The sequence below is a fragment of the Serratia liquefaciens genome (assembly GCF_027594825.1).
In the GTDB taxonomy this organism is placed as follows: Bacteria; Pseudomonadota; Gammaproteobacteria; order Enterobacterales; family Enterobacteriaceae; genus Serratia; species Serratia liquefaciens_A.
Genome location: NZ_CP088930.1, coordinates 420,855 through 436,356, shown reverse-complemented (window position 1 = coordinate 436,356; position 15,502 = coordinate 420,855). Strand labels below are relative to the sequence as shown.

Below are 15,502 nucleotides of genomic sequence, written 5' to 3'. Positions count from 1 at the left end.
TCTTTCATTTTTGTGATGCAAATAAACAAAAAAATTGCATCGGCAAGCTTTGTCTCGTCTAAAACGCCGTTTTTCGAATGACCACTATTGTTTGAATCGATAAAAGGGTTTAGCCTGAAAATCACTCATCGGTATTTCCCCATTAGAGCGAGATTACTGCTATGCGCCTTTCATTGACCTTTACTCACAGTCTGGAAAAGATATTCCACAGCCGTAATGCACCACAGATTGATCAAATAAATAAGTTGAGTGGCCTGAGCAATGAAATGCTTTCCTGGCAGGGAGTCTATTGCCTTCATCGGGCAGATAACGAAACTCGACGTGAATTAAGCTACCGTCTTGAGGGATCCCTGGCGGAGTATATCAGCGTGCGTCAGGTGCAATCGGTACCCAGCCACTTTCCCTGTTATGCCCAGACCGATAAGAACTATCTGCGTACCGAACCGGGGTTATTTCCCGATCCGCTGATACCGCTGGCCGAGCAGCGTTTCTTTGTCGCCAACAATTATTACGGCTGCCTTTGGCTGACCTTTACGCCGCCGTCTACGCCGGTGGCAGGCGGGGACTACCCGCTTAAACTGACCTTGTTTGATGTTATCAGCGGCGAAGCCCTGGCCAGCGCCGTGCTGACGCTGCATATCGTTCCGGCCGAACTGCCGCCGCAAACCCTGTTGCATACCGAGTGGGTACATACCGATTGTCTGGCGGATTATTACCGCGTTCCCGTGTTCAGCCCCGAATACTGGCAGGCGGTGCGCAACCTTGTCCGCTGCGCGGTCAACAGCGGCGTAAACATGCTGCTGACGCCGATTTTCACGCCTCCGCTGGATACCGCCGTCGGCGGTGAACGCACCACGGTTCAGTTGATTGGCGTACAGCGTTCCGCGCAGGGTTATCGGTTTGATTTCCAGCGGCTGGCCCAGTGGGTGGATATGGCGCAGGAAGAGGGCATTGAACACTTTGAGATTGCCCCGTTATTCACCCAGTGGGGCGCGGCGCACGCGCCAAAAATTTTGGTGGAGATCGACGGCGAACTTTGCCCGCTGTTCGGCTGGCACACCGACGCCCACGCGCAGGAGTATCAACAGTTTTTGCAGGCGCTGTTGCCGGCGTTGACCGCCTGGTTGCGCGAGCGGCAGTTGCAACAGCAGGTCTGGTTCCATATCTCGGATGAGCCGACGCTGGAGAACATTGCCGTTTATCAGCGAGCCGTTGCCGCCTTGCGCCCGCTGCTGGCCGGGTTCCGCACTTTTGACGCGCTGTCAGACTACGCTTTTTACCAGCAAGGACTGGTGGAAACGCCGGTGGCCGCTACCGATCATATAGACGCTTTTCTTGAGCATCAGGTTCCGGGCTTGTGGGCCTATTACTGCTGCGTGCAAAAGACCGAGGTAGCCAACCGTTTCTTTGCTCAGCCTTCGGCGCGTAATCGTATTCTGGGCATCCAGCTTTACCTGTACAACATCAGCGGTTTTCTGCACTGGGGGTTCAACTTCTATAACAGCGGCCATTCGCGAGAAAAACTTAACCCCTATGCGGTGACCGATTGCCGAAATGCGTTTCCTTCCGGCGACGCCTTTGTGGTTTACCCCGGCGAAAACCTGACGCCGGTGGAGTCGCTGCGGTTACGGGTGCTGCATCAGGGGTTGCAGGACATGCGGGCGCTGCAGCTGTTGGAAAGCCTGACGGACCGCAACAGGGTAGAGGCGTTGATTGAACAGGAATTGGGGATGCGTATCACTTTTAAACGTTATCCGCATCAGGCAGCACCGCTGCTGCGGCTGCGTGAAGCGGTGAATCAGCGGATCGAAGCGCTGATTTAATGGGCATAAAATGCGGCGAGGGGGGCGACAGGCAGAGTGTCGCCACCAAGTTTTCAATAATTTGCTATACCTGATAGGTCGAGGGATTTCATTTTTTTGTCATGTTACTGACATGTTAGGGTCATAGCGCTGGCTTAATTTTGCAGCGACTAAGCCAGGAGATAACGCGATGTTTAGCTTGGACTCTCTGTTGCATGATGCATTTCCACACCGCAATACCCCTGCCTGGCAGCGTAGCCTGCTGAGAACTTTACTCTTCGAAAAAGAATTCAAACAGTTTGCCGCCGACTATCCCCATCTGAAAGGCTTGGATCTGATCGAGCAGGTGGTGGACTACTTCAACCTCAGTTGTGAACTGGTGGATGGCGACCTGGAAAACATTCCGAGCCAGGGGCCGGTGGTGCTGGTGGCTAATCACCCGATAGGGTCACTTGACGGCCTGGTGCTGCTGCGTGCGGTCGCGGCGGTGCGGCCGGATGTCAAAGTGGTGGCCAGCCAACTGCTGACCTATATCGAACCGCTGCGCAGCCTGTTCGTGCCGGTGGACAACGTCGGCTACAAGACCAGCCGCAAGCAAATTGAAGGCATGCAGGCGCAATTGGACAAGCAAGGGGCGTTGATTTTGTTCCCCGCCGGCGAAGTGTCGCGCATGAGCCCGAAAGGCATTCGCGACGGGCACTGGCATACCGGTTTCTTGCGTCTGGCGGCCAAGGCGCGCGCCCCGATTGTGCCGATCCACATCAGCGCCCGTAACAGCAATTTGTTCTACTTCACCTCCCTGGTTTATCGCCCACTGTCCACGCTATTGCTGGTGCGCGAAATGTTCCAGCAACAGGGCGGGCGCATCAAAATCCGCGTGGGTGGGCGTATTCCCTTTGCCAACTGGCACGACGGCCATACCAGCGCGAAAGATCTGGCGGAACGTTTCCGCCGACATGTTTATCGCCTGGGGCAGGGTAAAGAAGGACTATTTGCCAGCGAATCCCCGATCGCCTTGGCGGAAGACCGGCTGGAGCTGAAGAAAGCGCTGGCAAACTGCGAGCGGCTGGGGGTGACCCCGGACGGCAAAATCATCTTCCTGTATCGCCGTCAGGATGAAGCGCGTACGCCTATCTTGCGTGAGCTGGGACGCCTGCGCGAAATCGCTTTCCGTGCGGTGGGGGAAGGTTCCGGTCGCCGCCGCGATCTGGACAGCTATGACGACGACTATTACCACCTGGTGCTGTGGGATGCGGATGAGTTGGAGATCGTCGGCGCTTACCGCTTTATTCCTACCGCCGAGCAGCTGGAACGCAAGGGTCTGGAAGGCATTTACAGCAACAGCCTGTTCCATTATGACCGCGATATGGCGCCGATCCTGGCGCAGGGCATTGAGCTGGGCCGCAGTTTCATTCAGCCGGCCTACTGGGGCAAGCGGGGCTTGGACTACCTGTGGCTGGGCATTGGCGCCTACCTGGCGAAGTACCCGCAGTACCGCTATTTGTTTGGCCCGGTGTCCATTTCAGGTGGAATGCCGGTAACGGCGCGCGATCTGCTGATCGCCTTCTACCGGCTGTATTTCTCGCCGGACAGTGCGCTGGCGCAGTCTCGGCAGCCGTACCCTGCCTCGTTACCTCAGGTGCTGGCGCAGTTTGCCGGCGATAACTATCAGGAAGATCTGGTGCGGCTAAAAAGCCTGCTGAGCAATATCGGCTGTTCCATCCCCACGCTGTATAAACAATATACCGAACTGTGTGAACCGGGCGGGGTGCAGTTCATTGATTTTGGCACCGATCCGGCCTTCAATAACTGTATTGATGGGCTGGTGCTGGTCGATCTTACGCGGCTTAAACCGGCGCGTTTCCAACGTTACATCGCAGTGCATCAGCCGCAGGAGGCGTGCATAGAGTAATTGGCAAGGCGCTCATGCGTTTTTGATCTAATCCGAAGCTTGGCGCCGGCGGGGGAAAATAGCCTAAGATAAGGCTTTGTTCCTCCGCCGGAGTTTTTCATGCCACAGCCGTTCGCCCCGTTTTTGTTGTCCGCCGAAGATCCCGCCGCCGTCGCGATTGAAACGCCAAAAGGCCTCGCGCCCTTCTTATTGCTTTGCGATCACGCCGGACAGGCGATACCGCAGCAATTGGGCGATCTGGGGCTGCCGCCCGGCGAAATAGACCGTCATATCGGATGGGACATCGGCGCACTGAACGTTTCACGTCACCTTAGTCGCCAGTTGGACGCTTCGCTGATTCATCAGCGTTACTCGCGTTTGGTCATTGACTGTAATCGGACTCCCGGCATTCCCAGCTCCATACCTGGGCTGTCGGAGCTAACGCCGATCCCCGGCAACGTGGGCATTGCGGCCGAACAGGCACTGGCGCGCGAGCATGAGATTTTTCTGCCTTACCATCAGGCGATAACCGACAGTCTGGATGCGCGCCAGCGTAGCGGATTGCCGACGGCGATCGTTGCCATGCACAGCTTTACGCCGGTGTTTAAAGGCAATGCGCGCCCATGGCAGGTAGGGCTGTTGTTCAACCGTCAACCGGAGTTCGCGCTGTTGCTGGCAGAGTTGCTGCGTGAAGAAGGGGATTTGCAGGTGGGCGTCAATGAGCCCTACGCCATGACCGACGCGACGGACTACACCCTGCCGGTGCATGCTGAGCGCCGGCAATTGCCCTATGTCGGTATCGAGATCCGCCAGGATCTGCTTGCCGATCAACAAGGTCAACAGGCCTGGGCAGAACGCTTCGCCAGACTGTTACCGCAAGCCTGGCATCGCTGGCAAATTTGACTTTAGGAATATTCCCAGTGATGATAACTGTAAGGAAAGTGTCAACGTCATTGGGAAGTGCCAGGAGCGTCAAGTGGAGCAGAATGATAACGGATTGTTTATCAAGCAGGAGCGCTTTGAAGTACTGGCGATTCTGCGTGAGATTTGTAAACAACGCACGCCGCTACGGGTCGTAAATGAGAAACAGCAGTTTCAGAGTTTGTTATTGAGCGTCGGGCCGGACAACATCGTGTTTAGCGGCGATGAGGCGGATACGGCGGTTGATGGCGAATGCACCATCGTGATTGAAAGCCATGACGCGAAGATCGAGTTCTCCGTAGGTCGGGCCGAGTTCAGCCATCAGCAGGGCGTCAACGTTTGTTCAACCCAATTGCCGAAGCAGCTGGTTTACATCCAGCGCCGTCGCCAGTTTCGCGTGACGACACCTCACTGGCGCCAGTTTTTGTGCAGTGGTGAATACGCCGATGGCAGTGAATATCAGCTGAGGATCCACGATCTGTCAGCCGGTGGTGTAGGGCTACGCGTTGATGGCCCGTTACCGCCAAACCTGCAGCCCGGGTTCCAGTTCAAAAAAGCGTTGTTGGATCTTGGCAGCTACGGCAGTTTCAAGGTCAATATGGAGCTGGTGGTGATCAACGACGATCATGAGCTGGATGACGACGACAACATGGTGCATTTTTCACGCCTGTCGTGCCGCTTTATGAAACTGGGTTTGGCGATGGAAAGAAAAATTCAGAGTGCGGTGTTTGCGTTTGAATTGGACTTCAACAAAAAGAAAAAACGCTAAGTAAGACGCGAGGGGCAGCTGGCTGCCCCGTCACTCCCGGCCTATTTCAAGGCACGCAGGCTGCCAATTTCCTCCAGGCCGAAATGCTCCGCTTCCGCCAGAACAGCACAAACTTCACCTCCGGCGGTCACGATCGCCTCATCGAGACTTTTCCCGTGCAGCAGATGGCTGACCAGCAACGCGGCAAACATATCCCCGGTGCCTTTGACCTTTGATTGAATTCTGGGGTGGGTATAGCTTTGCACTTCGTCGTGTTTGACCAGCAGTAACCCCAGTTGATCGTCGTTTTCCGCCACGCCCGGTGCGCTGGTCACCAACACCCACTCGGTAGTGTCATTGAGCAACGCCTGTGCGGCCTGCCGCGTCTGTTCCTGGGTGGTCAGAGGGTGACCGCAAAGCTGTTCCAGTTCGAAGCCGTTGGGGGTCAGGCCATTGGCCAATTGCAGGAAGGGGGAGCGATAGCAATCGACAATGCGTTTATCCACATACACCCCTTCGCCGTAATCGCCCATCACCGGATCGATATAAATTTTTATCTGCGGATTGATCGTGCGCACATGCTGCAACCAGGCATCCAGAATATGGCACTGGTCGACATTGCCCAGATAACCGACAATCACCGCGCGGGTGCGATTCATCACGCCGCGGGCAAGCAAATCCGCCAGAAAACCGCCGAACCACTCGGCGGAGATCACGCCGCCGCTGGGTGCGCCGTAATAAGGGGGGCAACCGAACAGCACGCTGGGCACCTGCAGCACTTCCAGCCCTTTTTTCAACAGCGTGCGATAGGCTATCCCGTTGCCGACGCTGCCATACACCACCTGAGATTGAATGCTGATGACATCAATCTGCGGCGGCTGTAATTGAGAAATTTGTTGCATCTATCACTTCCTGGGTTCGATTTTATCCAACCAGCGCGCAAATACCTGGCGGGCGCATTGTTCCAATTCTGTGCCGTAACGCGCAGCCTGTTGACGCAAAAGCTGCGGCACGATGCCGGCCAGTTCAAGTTCACAGGCATGGCCTACCAGCCAGCGCTCAAGATCGCGGTGATCGGCTTCCAGATGGAACTGTAGCCCAAGGGCGAAATCCTGATACTCAAATGCCTGATTGGGGCAGATATCGGTACCCGCCAGGCGGGTCGCGCCTTCGGGGATCATAAACATATCGCCGTGCCAGTGAAGCACCGGCGTGGAAGCCAGTGGCGCCAGCACCGAGTCTTCATTGTCCGTCAAGGTTAAGGGGGCGTAACCGATCTCTTTAACACCGAGCGAAACGACTTCGGCACCCAACGCCTGGGCAATCACCTGCGCGCCGAGACAGACACCGATCGTAGGCCGTTTTTGCTGTAAACGCTGGGTAACCAGTGCTAACTCATCGTTGAGAAACGCATAGTTTTGCTGGCCGGCAAAGTGCTGAGCGGCGCTGATCGGCCCGCCCAGCACCACCAGCAGGTCGGTATCCTCATTAACGATGGTGCGGATGTCGTCACGGCCTGCGTCGAAATAATCAATCTGATAGCCACGCAATGACAGCAGTGAGCCCAGAATGCCAAGGTTTTCAAAATTCACATGTCTTATCGCGACAACTTTTTTCATTGTTGTGGTGCCTCCTGGCTATGGGGGTAAGGTTCCAGTTCCAGCGTATCGCCCAGGATGGTGATACCGCCAAGGCCGCTTTGATAAACTATCCGACGCTCTTTGACTTGACTGATACTCAACTGGTAGCCCTGATCGGCAGGGAACAGCGCCTGAGCCTGCTGCAACTGTTCGGCGGCCCAGGGCGTGAACATCTGCAACCGGCCAAAGGCTTTTCCGCCCTGTTTAATATCCAGTACGTAATGTTTTTCCATTTTTACCCCTTAACTTTTCCGTTCGAAACAGGTAATCTATTTTGAACTAATACAAAAAGGTTTTATGTATGAGCTCATTGTATGCAAAAGGCGGCAGCGCTGTCCAGATTGCTGAACAGATCAGCACGCAGATAAAGCAGGGGGATCTGCAGCCGGGTGACCTGCTGCCGCCGGTGCGTCAATTGGCCGGCGAGTTGGGGGTCAACCCCAATACCGTCGCCAGCGCCTATGCCAAACTGCGTGATGCCGGTTTGGTGGCTACCCGCGGGCGTGCCGGTACTCAGGTACTAGAGCAACCTTTAATGACGGTGCGTAATGTTCGGCAAGTGCCGGAGGGCATGAGGGATTTGGCGAGTGGTAATCTGGATGCTGCACTGCTGCCGGCCTTGTCGCTGGGTGCCGAAGACGTTTTCCCACAGCAGACCGGTTATGACGTTAGCGGGGATTTACCGGCGCTGTGCCGGCTTGCCGGCGACTGGTTAAGCCAACAAGGGGCAGAGTTGGGTGAACCGGCGGTGTTTTCCGGCGCGCTGGACGCTATCGAGAAGGCTTTGCGTATTCATGCGGCGCCGGGCGCCTCGGTGTGGGTGGAAGATCCCTGCTGGCCACCGTTACTGACGCTGTTGCGGCATCTGCGGCTGAAGCCTTTGCCGTTACCGGTTGATGAACAAGGGTGCCGCTTGCCGGAAAAAGAGGCCGCACCGCTGGGGGCCGCGGTGATCATGACGCCTCGGGCACAGAACCCGACCGGCATGTCATTAAGCGCGGGCCGGGCCGCAAGTTGGCGGGAATTCCTGTCGCAAAACCCCGGCTGTCTGGCGATCGTCGATGACTTCTGGGGACCACTGTCGCAGCGGCCGTTGCATTTGCCCTTTGCCGCAGACAATGGCCTGTATGTGTTATCGCTGAGCAAGTTCCTCAGCCCGGATCTGCGAATTGCGCTGGCCTGCGGCAAGCCGCAACTGCTGCAGACCATGCGGGCGGATCAATACATTCGCGAACGCTGGGTCAGCCATATCCTGCAGCAGATTGCCGTTAAACTGTGGACGCAGGCCCGGCAAGAGGGGTTGTTTGCACGGGCGCAGCAAACTTATCAGCAGCGGCGTGACGATTTGTCCGAACGGCTGCACGCATTGACCGGCGTGCCGGTGTCGCCGGGAGAGGGAGTGCATATCTGGTTGCCGGTGCGTTCAGAAGCCGCCGCCAGCCAAATGATGGCGCAGCGCGGCTGGCTGGTGCAGAGCGGCGAACCCTTCCGCCTGAAAAGCGGTCCGGCGATCCGCATCAGTCTGGCTAACCTTGAGCCGGCGCAGATGGAAACGCTGGCTCAGGATCTGGCCGTCGCCATCGGTGCCGGCACCGTGGTTAACTGAATCAAACAGCCTCACCCGCTAACGCCAGCAATTGCAGAGAGGCAAGGCGGGCGGCAGGCTGGCTGATGGGGGTATCAATCACAAACTCCTCTACGCCGTACTGCTGGTGCAACTGATCCAACTGTTGGCGCACCTGCCGGGCGGTACCCAGCAGAATGTGGCTTTCGCGCGGTTCGATACGGTAATCGGTAGCGCCGGCCTGTTGCACAAAGCTTTCCGCCTGCTCCAGGCTGCCGACGGTCACGCTTTGCCCGCCGGTCACGTGGACACGGTACTGCTGGATCCCGGCTGCCAGATCTTTAGCCTGGCTTTCGCTGTCGGCGACGATCGCCGCCACCGCCAACAGGGCTTTGCGGCCACCGCTTTGCTCACTGTAATGGGCCAGCGCTCGACGGATATCCTCCGGGTTACCATTGAGATGGGCGGCAAACACAAAGGCCCAGCCGTGTTCGGCGGCCAGTTGGGCGCTTTCGTTGCTGGCGCCCAGCAGAAAGCGTTGCGCCGGTTGCACCGGCTGTGGCGTGGCGCTCAGGCCAGGCTGCGCATCATCATTCAGAAAGGCATTGAGCTGCGCGAGCTGTTGAGGGAAGTCAGGTTTATTCTGTTGATCGTGCGCGGCCTGCAGCGCCTGAGTCGAGAGCGGTAGCCCGCCTGGCGCTTTTCCCACGCCCAAATCAACCCGGCCCGGTGCCAGCGTGGCCAGCAGATTGAAGTTTTCCGCCACCTTATAAGCGCTGTAATGTTGCAGCATGACGCCGCCGGAGCCGATACGGATCCGCGAGGTTTGTCCGAGCAAATAGGCAATCAGCACTTCCGGGGAAGGGCAAGCCAGCTGCGGGGTATTGTGATGCTCCGCCAGCCAAAAACGGCGGTACCCCCAGACCTCCGCCTGCTGTGCCAGATGCAGCGTGCGCTTGAGCGCCTCGGCGGCGCTTTCTCCTTCGGCAATCGGACTTTTTTCCAACACGCTCAGGGCATAAGCCATTTTCCTGTTCCTTTCTCATCGATGATTGATGACAAATACCATGCAGGATGCCGCCGGCGTAATATTGATTGGAGATAGGATATTCCATTGATAAAAAACGGATTTAGATATGCACCGGGTGGTAAAGGGGCGCGTGGTTGACGCGCCCGATTCACATCAGGATTCCAGCCAGGCCTTCAGGCGAATAGCGTCGCTGTAGTGGCCGTAGCGCTGCTTTGAACCAAGGAGGATCATCACCACCGGCTGCCCCTTGATCAGGGTTCGCATCACCAGACAGTGACCGGCTTCGTTGGTGAAACCGGTCTTTTGCAGCTGAATTTTCCAGGCGGGATTGTTGATCAGCCCATTGGAACTGCGATAAACCAGTTGGCCGCGACCAGGCCGGACGATTTGTTGCCTGTCGGTGCTGAAACGGCGAATGGTCTGATAACGGTAGGCGTGATTAACCATTTTCAGCAGATCATTGGCGCTGGCAACGTTGCGCGGCGTCAGGCCGGTCGGATCGTAAAAACGGGCGTGTTTCATGCCGAGGATGCGGGCTTTCTGATTCATTTTCGCCACAAAGGCTTTTCGTCCGCCGGGATAGCTGCGGCTCAACGCGGCCGCCGCACGATTTTCCGATGACATCAGGGCGATGTGCAGCATATCGCGACGGCTGAGAATGGAGCCCAGGGTCAGGCGCGAATGGGTCTTCTTGAGCAGATCGCGGTCGGCAGGAATGACTTTTATCGGGTTGCCCAGCGGGCGTTTGCTGTCCAATACCACCATGGCGGTCATCAATTTGCTCAGCGAAGCTATCGGCAACACGCGGTTGGCTTGTTTGTGATACAGCGTTTTGCCGGTACGCTGATTGACCACCAACACCGAAGCAGAATGAAGCGCCAGTGGCGCAGCGGCCTGTGCAGAAGGGGGAACCAACAACAGCGTGAGAATCAAACTGACGCCGAAACCTGAGGTGGAAAAGCGAAAAAGGGAATTCAATAAATGCATGGCAACCGTGACTACGTCCCTGACTGATGAAAAAATATCAGCAAGAGTCTGCACAGCAAATGTGGAGAAAATAAGGTGACCCTTGCGGATCTGAAAACCCGGCGGTGGCGTTCTGGCGTGAGGGTAAGGCAGGGAGGCGGCGATGCGCCTCCCTGGCAGGGCATCAATACACTTCTGGCACGACCATGTTATCCGGGACCGGACTGCGGCTGTAGTCCGGGCTGCGTTTGCGTGGCGGCAGGGTGATCACGTTGCCTTCGGCCTCTTCGTAAGGCAGCTGCTTAAGCAGATGGCTGATACAGTTCAGCCGGGCCTTTTTCTTGTCGACACCCTGAACCACCCACCATGGCGCCTCAGGAATGTTAGTGCGCGCTAACATGACCTCTTTGGCCTCGGTGTAATCCTCCCAGCGACGGCGGCTCTCCAAATCCATCGGGCTGAGCTTCCACTGCTTGAGCGGATCGTGGATGCGACTGAGGAAACGCAGTTCCTGCTCATCGTCGGTGATCGAGAACCAATACTTGACGATTTGAATGCCGCTGCGCGTCAGCATCTTCTCGAACTCCGGCACGCTGCGGAAAAACTCTTCGTATTCCTCGTCGTTGCAAAAGCCCATCACTTTTTCCACTCCGGCACGGTTGTACCAGCTGCGATCGAACAACACCATCTCGCCGGCGGCCGGCAGGTGGGCGATATAGCGCTGGAAGTACCACTGGGTGCGTTCGCGGTCGTTGGGGGCCGGCAGCGCGGCCACACGGCAGGTACGCGGGTTCAGACGCTGGGTGATGCGTTTGATCACGCCGCCCTTGCCGGCGGCATCGCGGCCTTCAAAGATGATCACCAGACGGTGGCCGGTACGCATCACCCAGTCCTGCAGTTTGACCAGCTCACCCTGTAGCCGCAGCAACTCGCGAAAGTACTGTTTGCGCCAGGCTTTTTTCTGGTCGCTGTCCACTTCGGTGTCGTCAAAGCGCAGGTCGTCCAGTTCCATTTCCAGCTCTTCGTCATAGCTGTCGTAGAATTCCTGCAGCAGGCGCTGGTTGAAGGTGTCGTCGTGATTAAATTCATGCATAGCCATAGTTGATTCTCCGTGTTAGCCCGGTTTTAAAAATGGGTGAAGATCCAGTAGAGCCCGGCGGAAAGCAGCACCGAGGCCGGCAGCGTCAGCACCCAGGCCATCAGCAGATTGCGCAGGGTGGACATTTGCAGGCCGGAGCGGTTGGCCGCCATGGTCCCGGCAATGCCGGATGAAAGAACGTGGGTGGTGGAAACCGGCAGGCCGAAGGCGTCCGCCGCCCCGATAGTGGTCATCGCCACCAGCTCGGCGCTGGCGCCCTGAGCATAGGTGAGATGGCTTTTACCGATCTTCTCGCCCACGGTGACCACGATGCGCCGCCAACCGACCATGGTGCCCAGCCCAAGCGCTATTGCCACCACCACCTTGACCCAGAACGGAATAAAGCGGGTGGCGCTGTCCAATTCACCTTTCAGCGCGTCCAGATTGCGTTGCGAGTCAGCGGGGATCTGAAGTTGTTTTTCCGTCTTCAGGTGCTTAATGACCTCCGACGTCAGGTACATATCATTTCGGGTGTTGGATACTGCCTGCGCAGGGATTTTGTCGACCGAACCGTACTGGCGAATTTGATCGCCGATGGCGCCGGTCAGTTGGGCCAGGGCAGGCACCACTTCCGGCGTCAGCTCGCTGGTGCGAACATAGCCGGTGAGAACTTCACGCGCGGGAACCTGACTAACCGCTGGGAACTGTTGCAGCAGCTGGTTTTTTGTCACTTCCGCCAATGCCGCTACGCGGGGTATTTGCTCCGGCGGCATCGAACGGTTCAACGCATAGGCAATGGGCATGGTACCGACCAGGATCAGCATGATCAGGCCCATGCCTTTTTGCCCGTCGTTGGATCCGTGAGCAAAGGAAACACCGGTACAGGTCAGGATCAGCAGGCTGCGGATCCACAGCGGCGGCGGCGAGTCATTTTTGGGGGCGGTATACAACTGGCGGTTTTTGACAAAGACCTTCAGCGCCAGCAGCAGCAAGGCGGCAAACACGAAGCCGATCACCGGTGAAAGCAGCAGGGCATAACCCACTTTAATGGCCTGACCCCAGTCGACGCCGCTGGTGCCGGTGCGCCCGTGGATCAGGGCGTTAGCCACCCCAACGCCGATGATCGAGCCTATCAAGGTATGCGATGACGACGCAGGCAGCCCCAGCCACCAGGTGCCGAGGTTCCAGATAATCGCCGAGAACAGCAGGGCGTAGACCATGGCGAACCCGTTGCCGGTACCGGCCTGCAAGATCAGTTCAACCGGCAGCAGCGAAATGATGCCGAAAGCGACCACGCCGCTGGAGAGCAACACGCCGAGAAAATTAAAGAACCCCGACCAGACCACCGCCACCATCGGCGACAGTGAATGGGTATAAATCACGGTGGCTACCGCATTGGCGGTATCGTGGAAACCATTAACGAATTCAAAGCCGAGCGCGATCAATAACGCCAATCCCAATAAAAGAAACGGAACGTAACTGGTATAAACCGCACCGGCATCGCTGACGTCGTTAAATAGATTTACTCCGGCAAAAGCTATCCCCAGCACTAATAATAAAATAAAAAAAAGAACAGTGAGTCGACTGTTCTTTTGGTAGATTTTTGGCAGGCTTGACGCAGATGGCGCACCCGCTTGAACGGCGCTGTTATCGCTCATAAAGGACCTTCCCGATAGACTTCATTAGATTACTGACGGTGCTGTACGGTGTTGCCATCAAAGTATTGGGAAATAATGTGACTTTTTTATGACGCTAATATTAATCATCGGGAACAGTGAAAATAATTAACGTTGGCATTTAAAGGTTGATATAAAGACTGAGATTGGTTAACTCATGCGTGCGGTTATTCGGGACAAAGATTTATGGCTCAAACGGTTGCGGAAAAATTACACAAACTTGATTTTGACGATGAGGTCACCGGGCTGATTTACGGCCACGTTTTTCGTACGGCAGAGCCGCCGCAGCGGGTCTCTTCGCAACAGGCCTGCCAGGCTTATCAGACGCTGTCGCCGGGGGAGGGATTTATCTGGCTGCATCTCAACCTGAACCATGCCGCGGCGGAAAAATGGCTGAAAAACCACTTTGCGATTTCCGACTTTTTCTTCGACGAGATCCGCCACGGATCTCATACCACGCGCATAGAACGTCAGGGAGAGGATTTGTTCGCGGTGCTTAACGACGTGATCTTCCACCCGAAAGAGAACAGCCCTGAGATTGCGACGCTGTGGCTGTATTGCCGCAGTGGCCTGGTGGTCACGGTTCGGCACAAACCGCTGCGTTTGATTGAGCGGCTGCTGGGCCGGCTGGGGCCGCTGCAGTTGGCGTCTTCTACCGAATTGCTGGCGCATTTGCTGGAGGAGCAGGAAGAGGTGCTGGAGCAGGTGGTGCGGCAGGCCAACCAGTATGTCGATACCATCGAAGATCGCCTGCTGAGCAACCATGTGAAACGCAACCGTACCGAACTGGGGAGGATGCGCCGCATGCTGCTGCGTTTTCAGCGTCTGCTGGCACCGGAGCCCGCGGCGCTGTTTCGTTTGCTGAATCGGCCGCCGACCTGGCTGAGCCGGGACGTGGTACAGGATCTGCGTCAGTTCACCGAAGAGTTCACGGTGGTGCTAAACGATCTCGCCAGCTTGACCGAACGCATTCGCTTGTTGCAGGAAGAGATAGGCGCCAAGCAGATGGAACAGAACAACCGCACGCTTTACACCCTGACGGTGATCACCGTGTTGGCACTGCCAATCAATATCGTCGCCGGCTTCTTTGGCATGAACGTGGGAGGGATCCCGCTGGCCAGCAATCACCACGGCTTTGTTTTGCTGGTGTTGCTGGTCGGCGGCTTTACGCTGGTCACCGGCTATCTGGCGTTCAGACGGCGGGACGAGAGGTGATTAAAGTCTGGCTCGGTATTCTTCTTCCAGCCTGGTGTGGGTGCTCCAGAACGGCTGTGGTTGGCGATTGTGCAGGCGATCGACCAGGATATCCAGATGGGTGTGCCACCCCCCGGCCACGCTGAGCATTTCATCACGGTTGGCCAGGCGACGGTGGGTAACCGTCAGCAGCACGGCTTTACCCTGTTCGGTCAGTTCGAAGGTCACCTCGGAGGGGCGGCTTTGCCCCTGTTCTGCCCAGGTAAAACTCAGCAACCGCGGTGGGAAAAGGCAGGTGATATGGCCGACGTTGCTGACGCTGCAGCTCAGGTGCTTATATTTGGCCGGCGTTTGCTCGTGTTCGCCGGTCAGATCGGAATTGCGAAAAACCAGCTCCACCTGGGCTCCGTTTTCCAGCTTCATCTCGCCGGCGGCCAGCCAGGTGGCACGTTTGTCGGATTCCGTCAGATAGGCCCAGACCCGGTCGATCGGGCCGGGCAGCAGCCGCTGAATGCGCAGCGTGCCGGTTTCAATAATCATGCCGTAGTCGTTCATCATTCACTCCTCGGGAGGATTCGGTTCCGGCTGCAGCAGCGCTGTTTCCAGCGCGTCCAGCCGCTCAGTCCAGAAATGCTCGTAGGTTTGCAACCATTGCATGGCCTGCGCCATGGGCTCGGGTTCAAGCCGGCAGATATGGTTTCTTCCTTGCACGGTGCGCTGCACCAGCCCAGCAAGCTCCAGTGCTTTAATGTGCTTGGAGGCGCCGGCAAACGACATCTGCAACGGCGCGGCCAGTTCACCAATGCTGTGCTCGCCACCGGCCAGCGACCGCAGTATCGCGCGGCGTGTCGGGTCGGAAAGCGCATGGAAAATGGCGTCCAGCTGTGAGGAAGATAATTTAACCATATGGTTGAATATAGAACAGGCGGGCTAATATTCAACCAATTTGTTGAATATTTTTTCTGGCCCCGGCGGGTTAACCGGAGCCAGGG

General features: G+C 56.9%; 15 protein-coding genes. 6 read left to right on the top strand and 9 right to left on the bottom strand.

Annotation, left to right across the window (positions count from 1 at the left end; all coding sequences use genetic code 11):
• The first annotated feature begins 161 nt into the window (after positions 1 to 161).
• The 4 genes from LQ945_RS01895 to LQ945_RS01880 all read left to right on the top strand — a co-directional run bounded on the left by LQ945_RS01895 (position 162) and on the right by LQ945_RS01880 (position 5,383).
• Positions 162 to 1,823, top strand: coding sequence for a DUF4091 domain-containing protein (locus LQ945_RS01895; protein WP_270102164.1), 1,662 nt, complete (start codon positions 162 to 164; stop codon positions 1,821 to 1,823).
• A 169-nt stretch (positions 1,824 to 1,992) separates the two neighbouring features.
• Positions 1,993 to 3,714 (top strand): ornithine lipid synthase OlsF, encoded by a 1,722-nt coding sequence (gene olsF / locus LQ945_RS01890; RefSeq protein ID WP_044551443.1) that lies wholly within the window; start codon positions 1,993 to 1,995, stop codon positions 3,712 to 3,714.
• 99 nt (positions 3,715 to 3,813) lie between these two features.
• Positions 3,814 to 4,596, top strand: a complete 783-nt coding sequence (locus LQ945_RS01885; protein ID WP_270102163.1) for an N-formylglutamate amidohydrolase — start codon at positions 3,814 to 3,816, stop codon at positions 4,594 to 4,596.
• A 73-nt stretch (positions 4,597 to 4,669) separates the two neighbouring features.
• Positions 4,670 to 5,383 (top strand): flagellar brake protein, encoded by a 714-nt coding sequence (locus LQ945_RS01880; RefSeq protein ID WP_044551440.1) that lies wholly within the window; start codon positions 4,670 to 4,672, stop codon positions 5,381 to 5,383.
• Positions 5,384 to 5,424: 41 nt separating this feature from the next.
• Here the strand turns inward: LQ945_RS01880 and pdxY are convergent, their stop codons facing one another.
• Genes pdxY through LQ945_RS01865 form a run of 3 tightly spaced genes read right to left on the bottom strand, consistent with a single transcriptional unit; the run spans position 5,425 to position 7,235 of the window.
• Positions 5,425 to 6,264: a pyridoxal kinase gene (pdxY, locus tag LQ945_RS01875; protein ID WP_270102162.1), complete on the bottom strand. Its 840-nt coding sequence runs from the start codon at positions 6,262 to 6,264 to the stop codon at positions 5,425 to 5,427.
• A 3-nt stretch (positions 6,265 to 6,267) separates the two neighbouring features.
• Positions 6,268 to 6,981, bottom strand: coding sequence for a glutamine amidotransferase (locus LQ945_RS01870; protein ID WP_269935493.1), 714 nt, complete (start codon positions 6,979 to 6,981; stop codon positions 6,268 to 6,270).
• Positions 6,978 to 7,235, bottom strand: coding sequence for a hypothetical protein (locus LQ945_RS01865; protein WP_182823098.1), 258 nt, complete (start codon positions 7,233 to 7,235; stop codon positions 6,978 to 6,980). The genes LQ945_RS01870 and LQ945_RS01865 overlap by 4 nt, the downstream gene beginning before the upstream one ends.
• A 68-nt stretch (positions 7,236 to 7,303) precedes the next feature.
• Between LQ945_RS01865 and LQ945_RS01860 the strand changes: the two genes are divergently transcribed.
• Positions 7,304 to 8,608 (top strand): aminotransferase class I/II-fold pyridoxal phosphate-dependent enzyme, encoded by a 1,305-nt coding sequence (locus LQ945_RS01860; RefSeq protein WP_270102161.1) that lies wholly within the window; start codon positions 7,304 to 7,306, stop codon positions 8,606 to 8,608.
• Position 8,609: 1 nt separating this feature from the next.
• On the opposite strand, the gene LQ945_RS01855 is transcribed toward LQ945_RS01860, so the two are convergent.
• From LQ945_RS01855 to LQ945_RS01840, 4 genes are all read right to left on the bottom strand, one after another.
• Positions 8,610 to 9,593, bottom strand: coding sequence for an MsnO8 family LLM class oxidoreductase (locus tag LQ945_RS01855; protein WP_270102160.1), 984 nt, complete (start codon positions 9,591 to 9,593; stop codon positions 8,610 to 8,612).
• A 156-nt stretch (positions 9,594 to 9,749) separates the two neighbouring features.
• Positions 9,750 to 10,583: a D-alanyl-D-alanine endopeptidase gene (gene pbpG / locus LQ945_RS01850; RefSeq protein ID WP_270102159.1), complete on the bottom strand. Its 834-nt coding sequence runs from the start codon at positions 10,581 to 10,583 to the stop codon at positions 9,750 to 9,752.
• Positions 10,584 to 10,746: 163 nt separating this feature from the next.
• On the bottom strand, positions 10,747 to 11,661 hold the full coding sequence (gene ppk2, locus LQ945_RS01845; RefSeq protein ID WP_044551423.1) for a polyphosphate kinase 2: 915 nt from the start codon (positions 11,659 to 11,661) through the stop codon (positions 10,747 to 10,749).
• Between the two features lie 26 nt (positions 11,662 to 11,687).
• A complete protein-coding gene (locus LQ945_RS01840; protein ID WP_262239510.1) occupies positions 11,688 to 13,298 on the bottom strand; it encodes an inorganic phosphate transporter in 1,611 nt (536 codons plus the stop codon).
• A 204-nt stretch (positions 13,299 to 13,502) separates the two neighbouring features.
• Here LQ945_RS01840 and LQ945_RS01835 point away from each other — a divergent pair, with 204 nt between their 5' ends.
• Positions 13,503 to 14,531: a transporter gene (locus tag LQ945_RS01835; protein ID WP_270102158.1), complete on the top strand. Its 1,029-nt coding sequence runs from the start codon at positions 13,503 to 13,505 to the stop codon at positions 14,529 to 14,531.
• Here LQ945_RS01835 and LQ945_RS01830 read toward each other — a convergent pair whose 3' ends face one another.
• Together LQ945_RS01830 and LQ945_RS01825 are read right to left on the bottom strand one after the other, a co-directional pair.
• Complete coding sequence (locus tag LQ945_RS01830; protein WP_333482961.1) at positions 14,532 to 15,065, bottom strand: SRPBCC family protein; 534 nt, start codon at positions 15,063 to 15,065, stop codon at positions 14,532 to 14,534. It abuts the gene before it with no gap.
• A gap of 3 nt (positions 15,066 to 15,068) precedes the next feature.
• Complete coding sequence (locus LQ945_RS01825; RefSeq protein WP_044551417.1) at positions 15,069 to 15,416, bottom strand: ArsR/SmtB family transcription factor; 348 nt, start codon at positions 15,414 to 15,416, stop codon at positions 15,069 to 15,071.
• Positions 15,417 to 15,502: the final 86 nt, after the last annotated feature.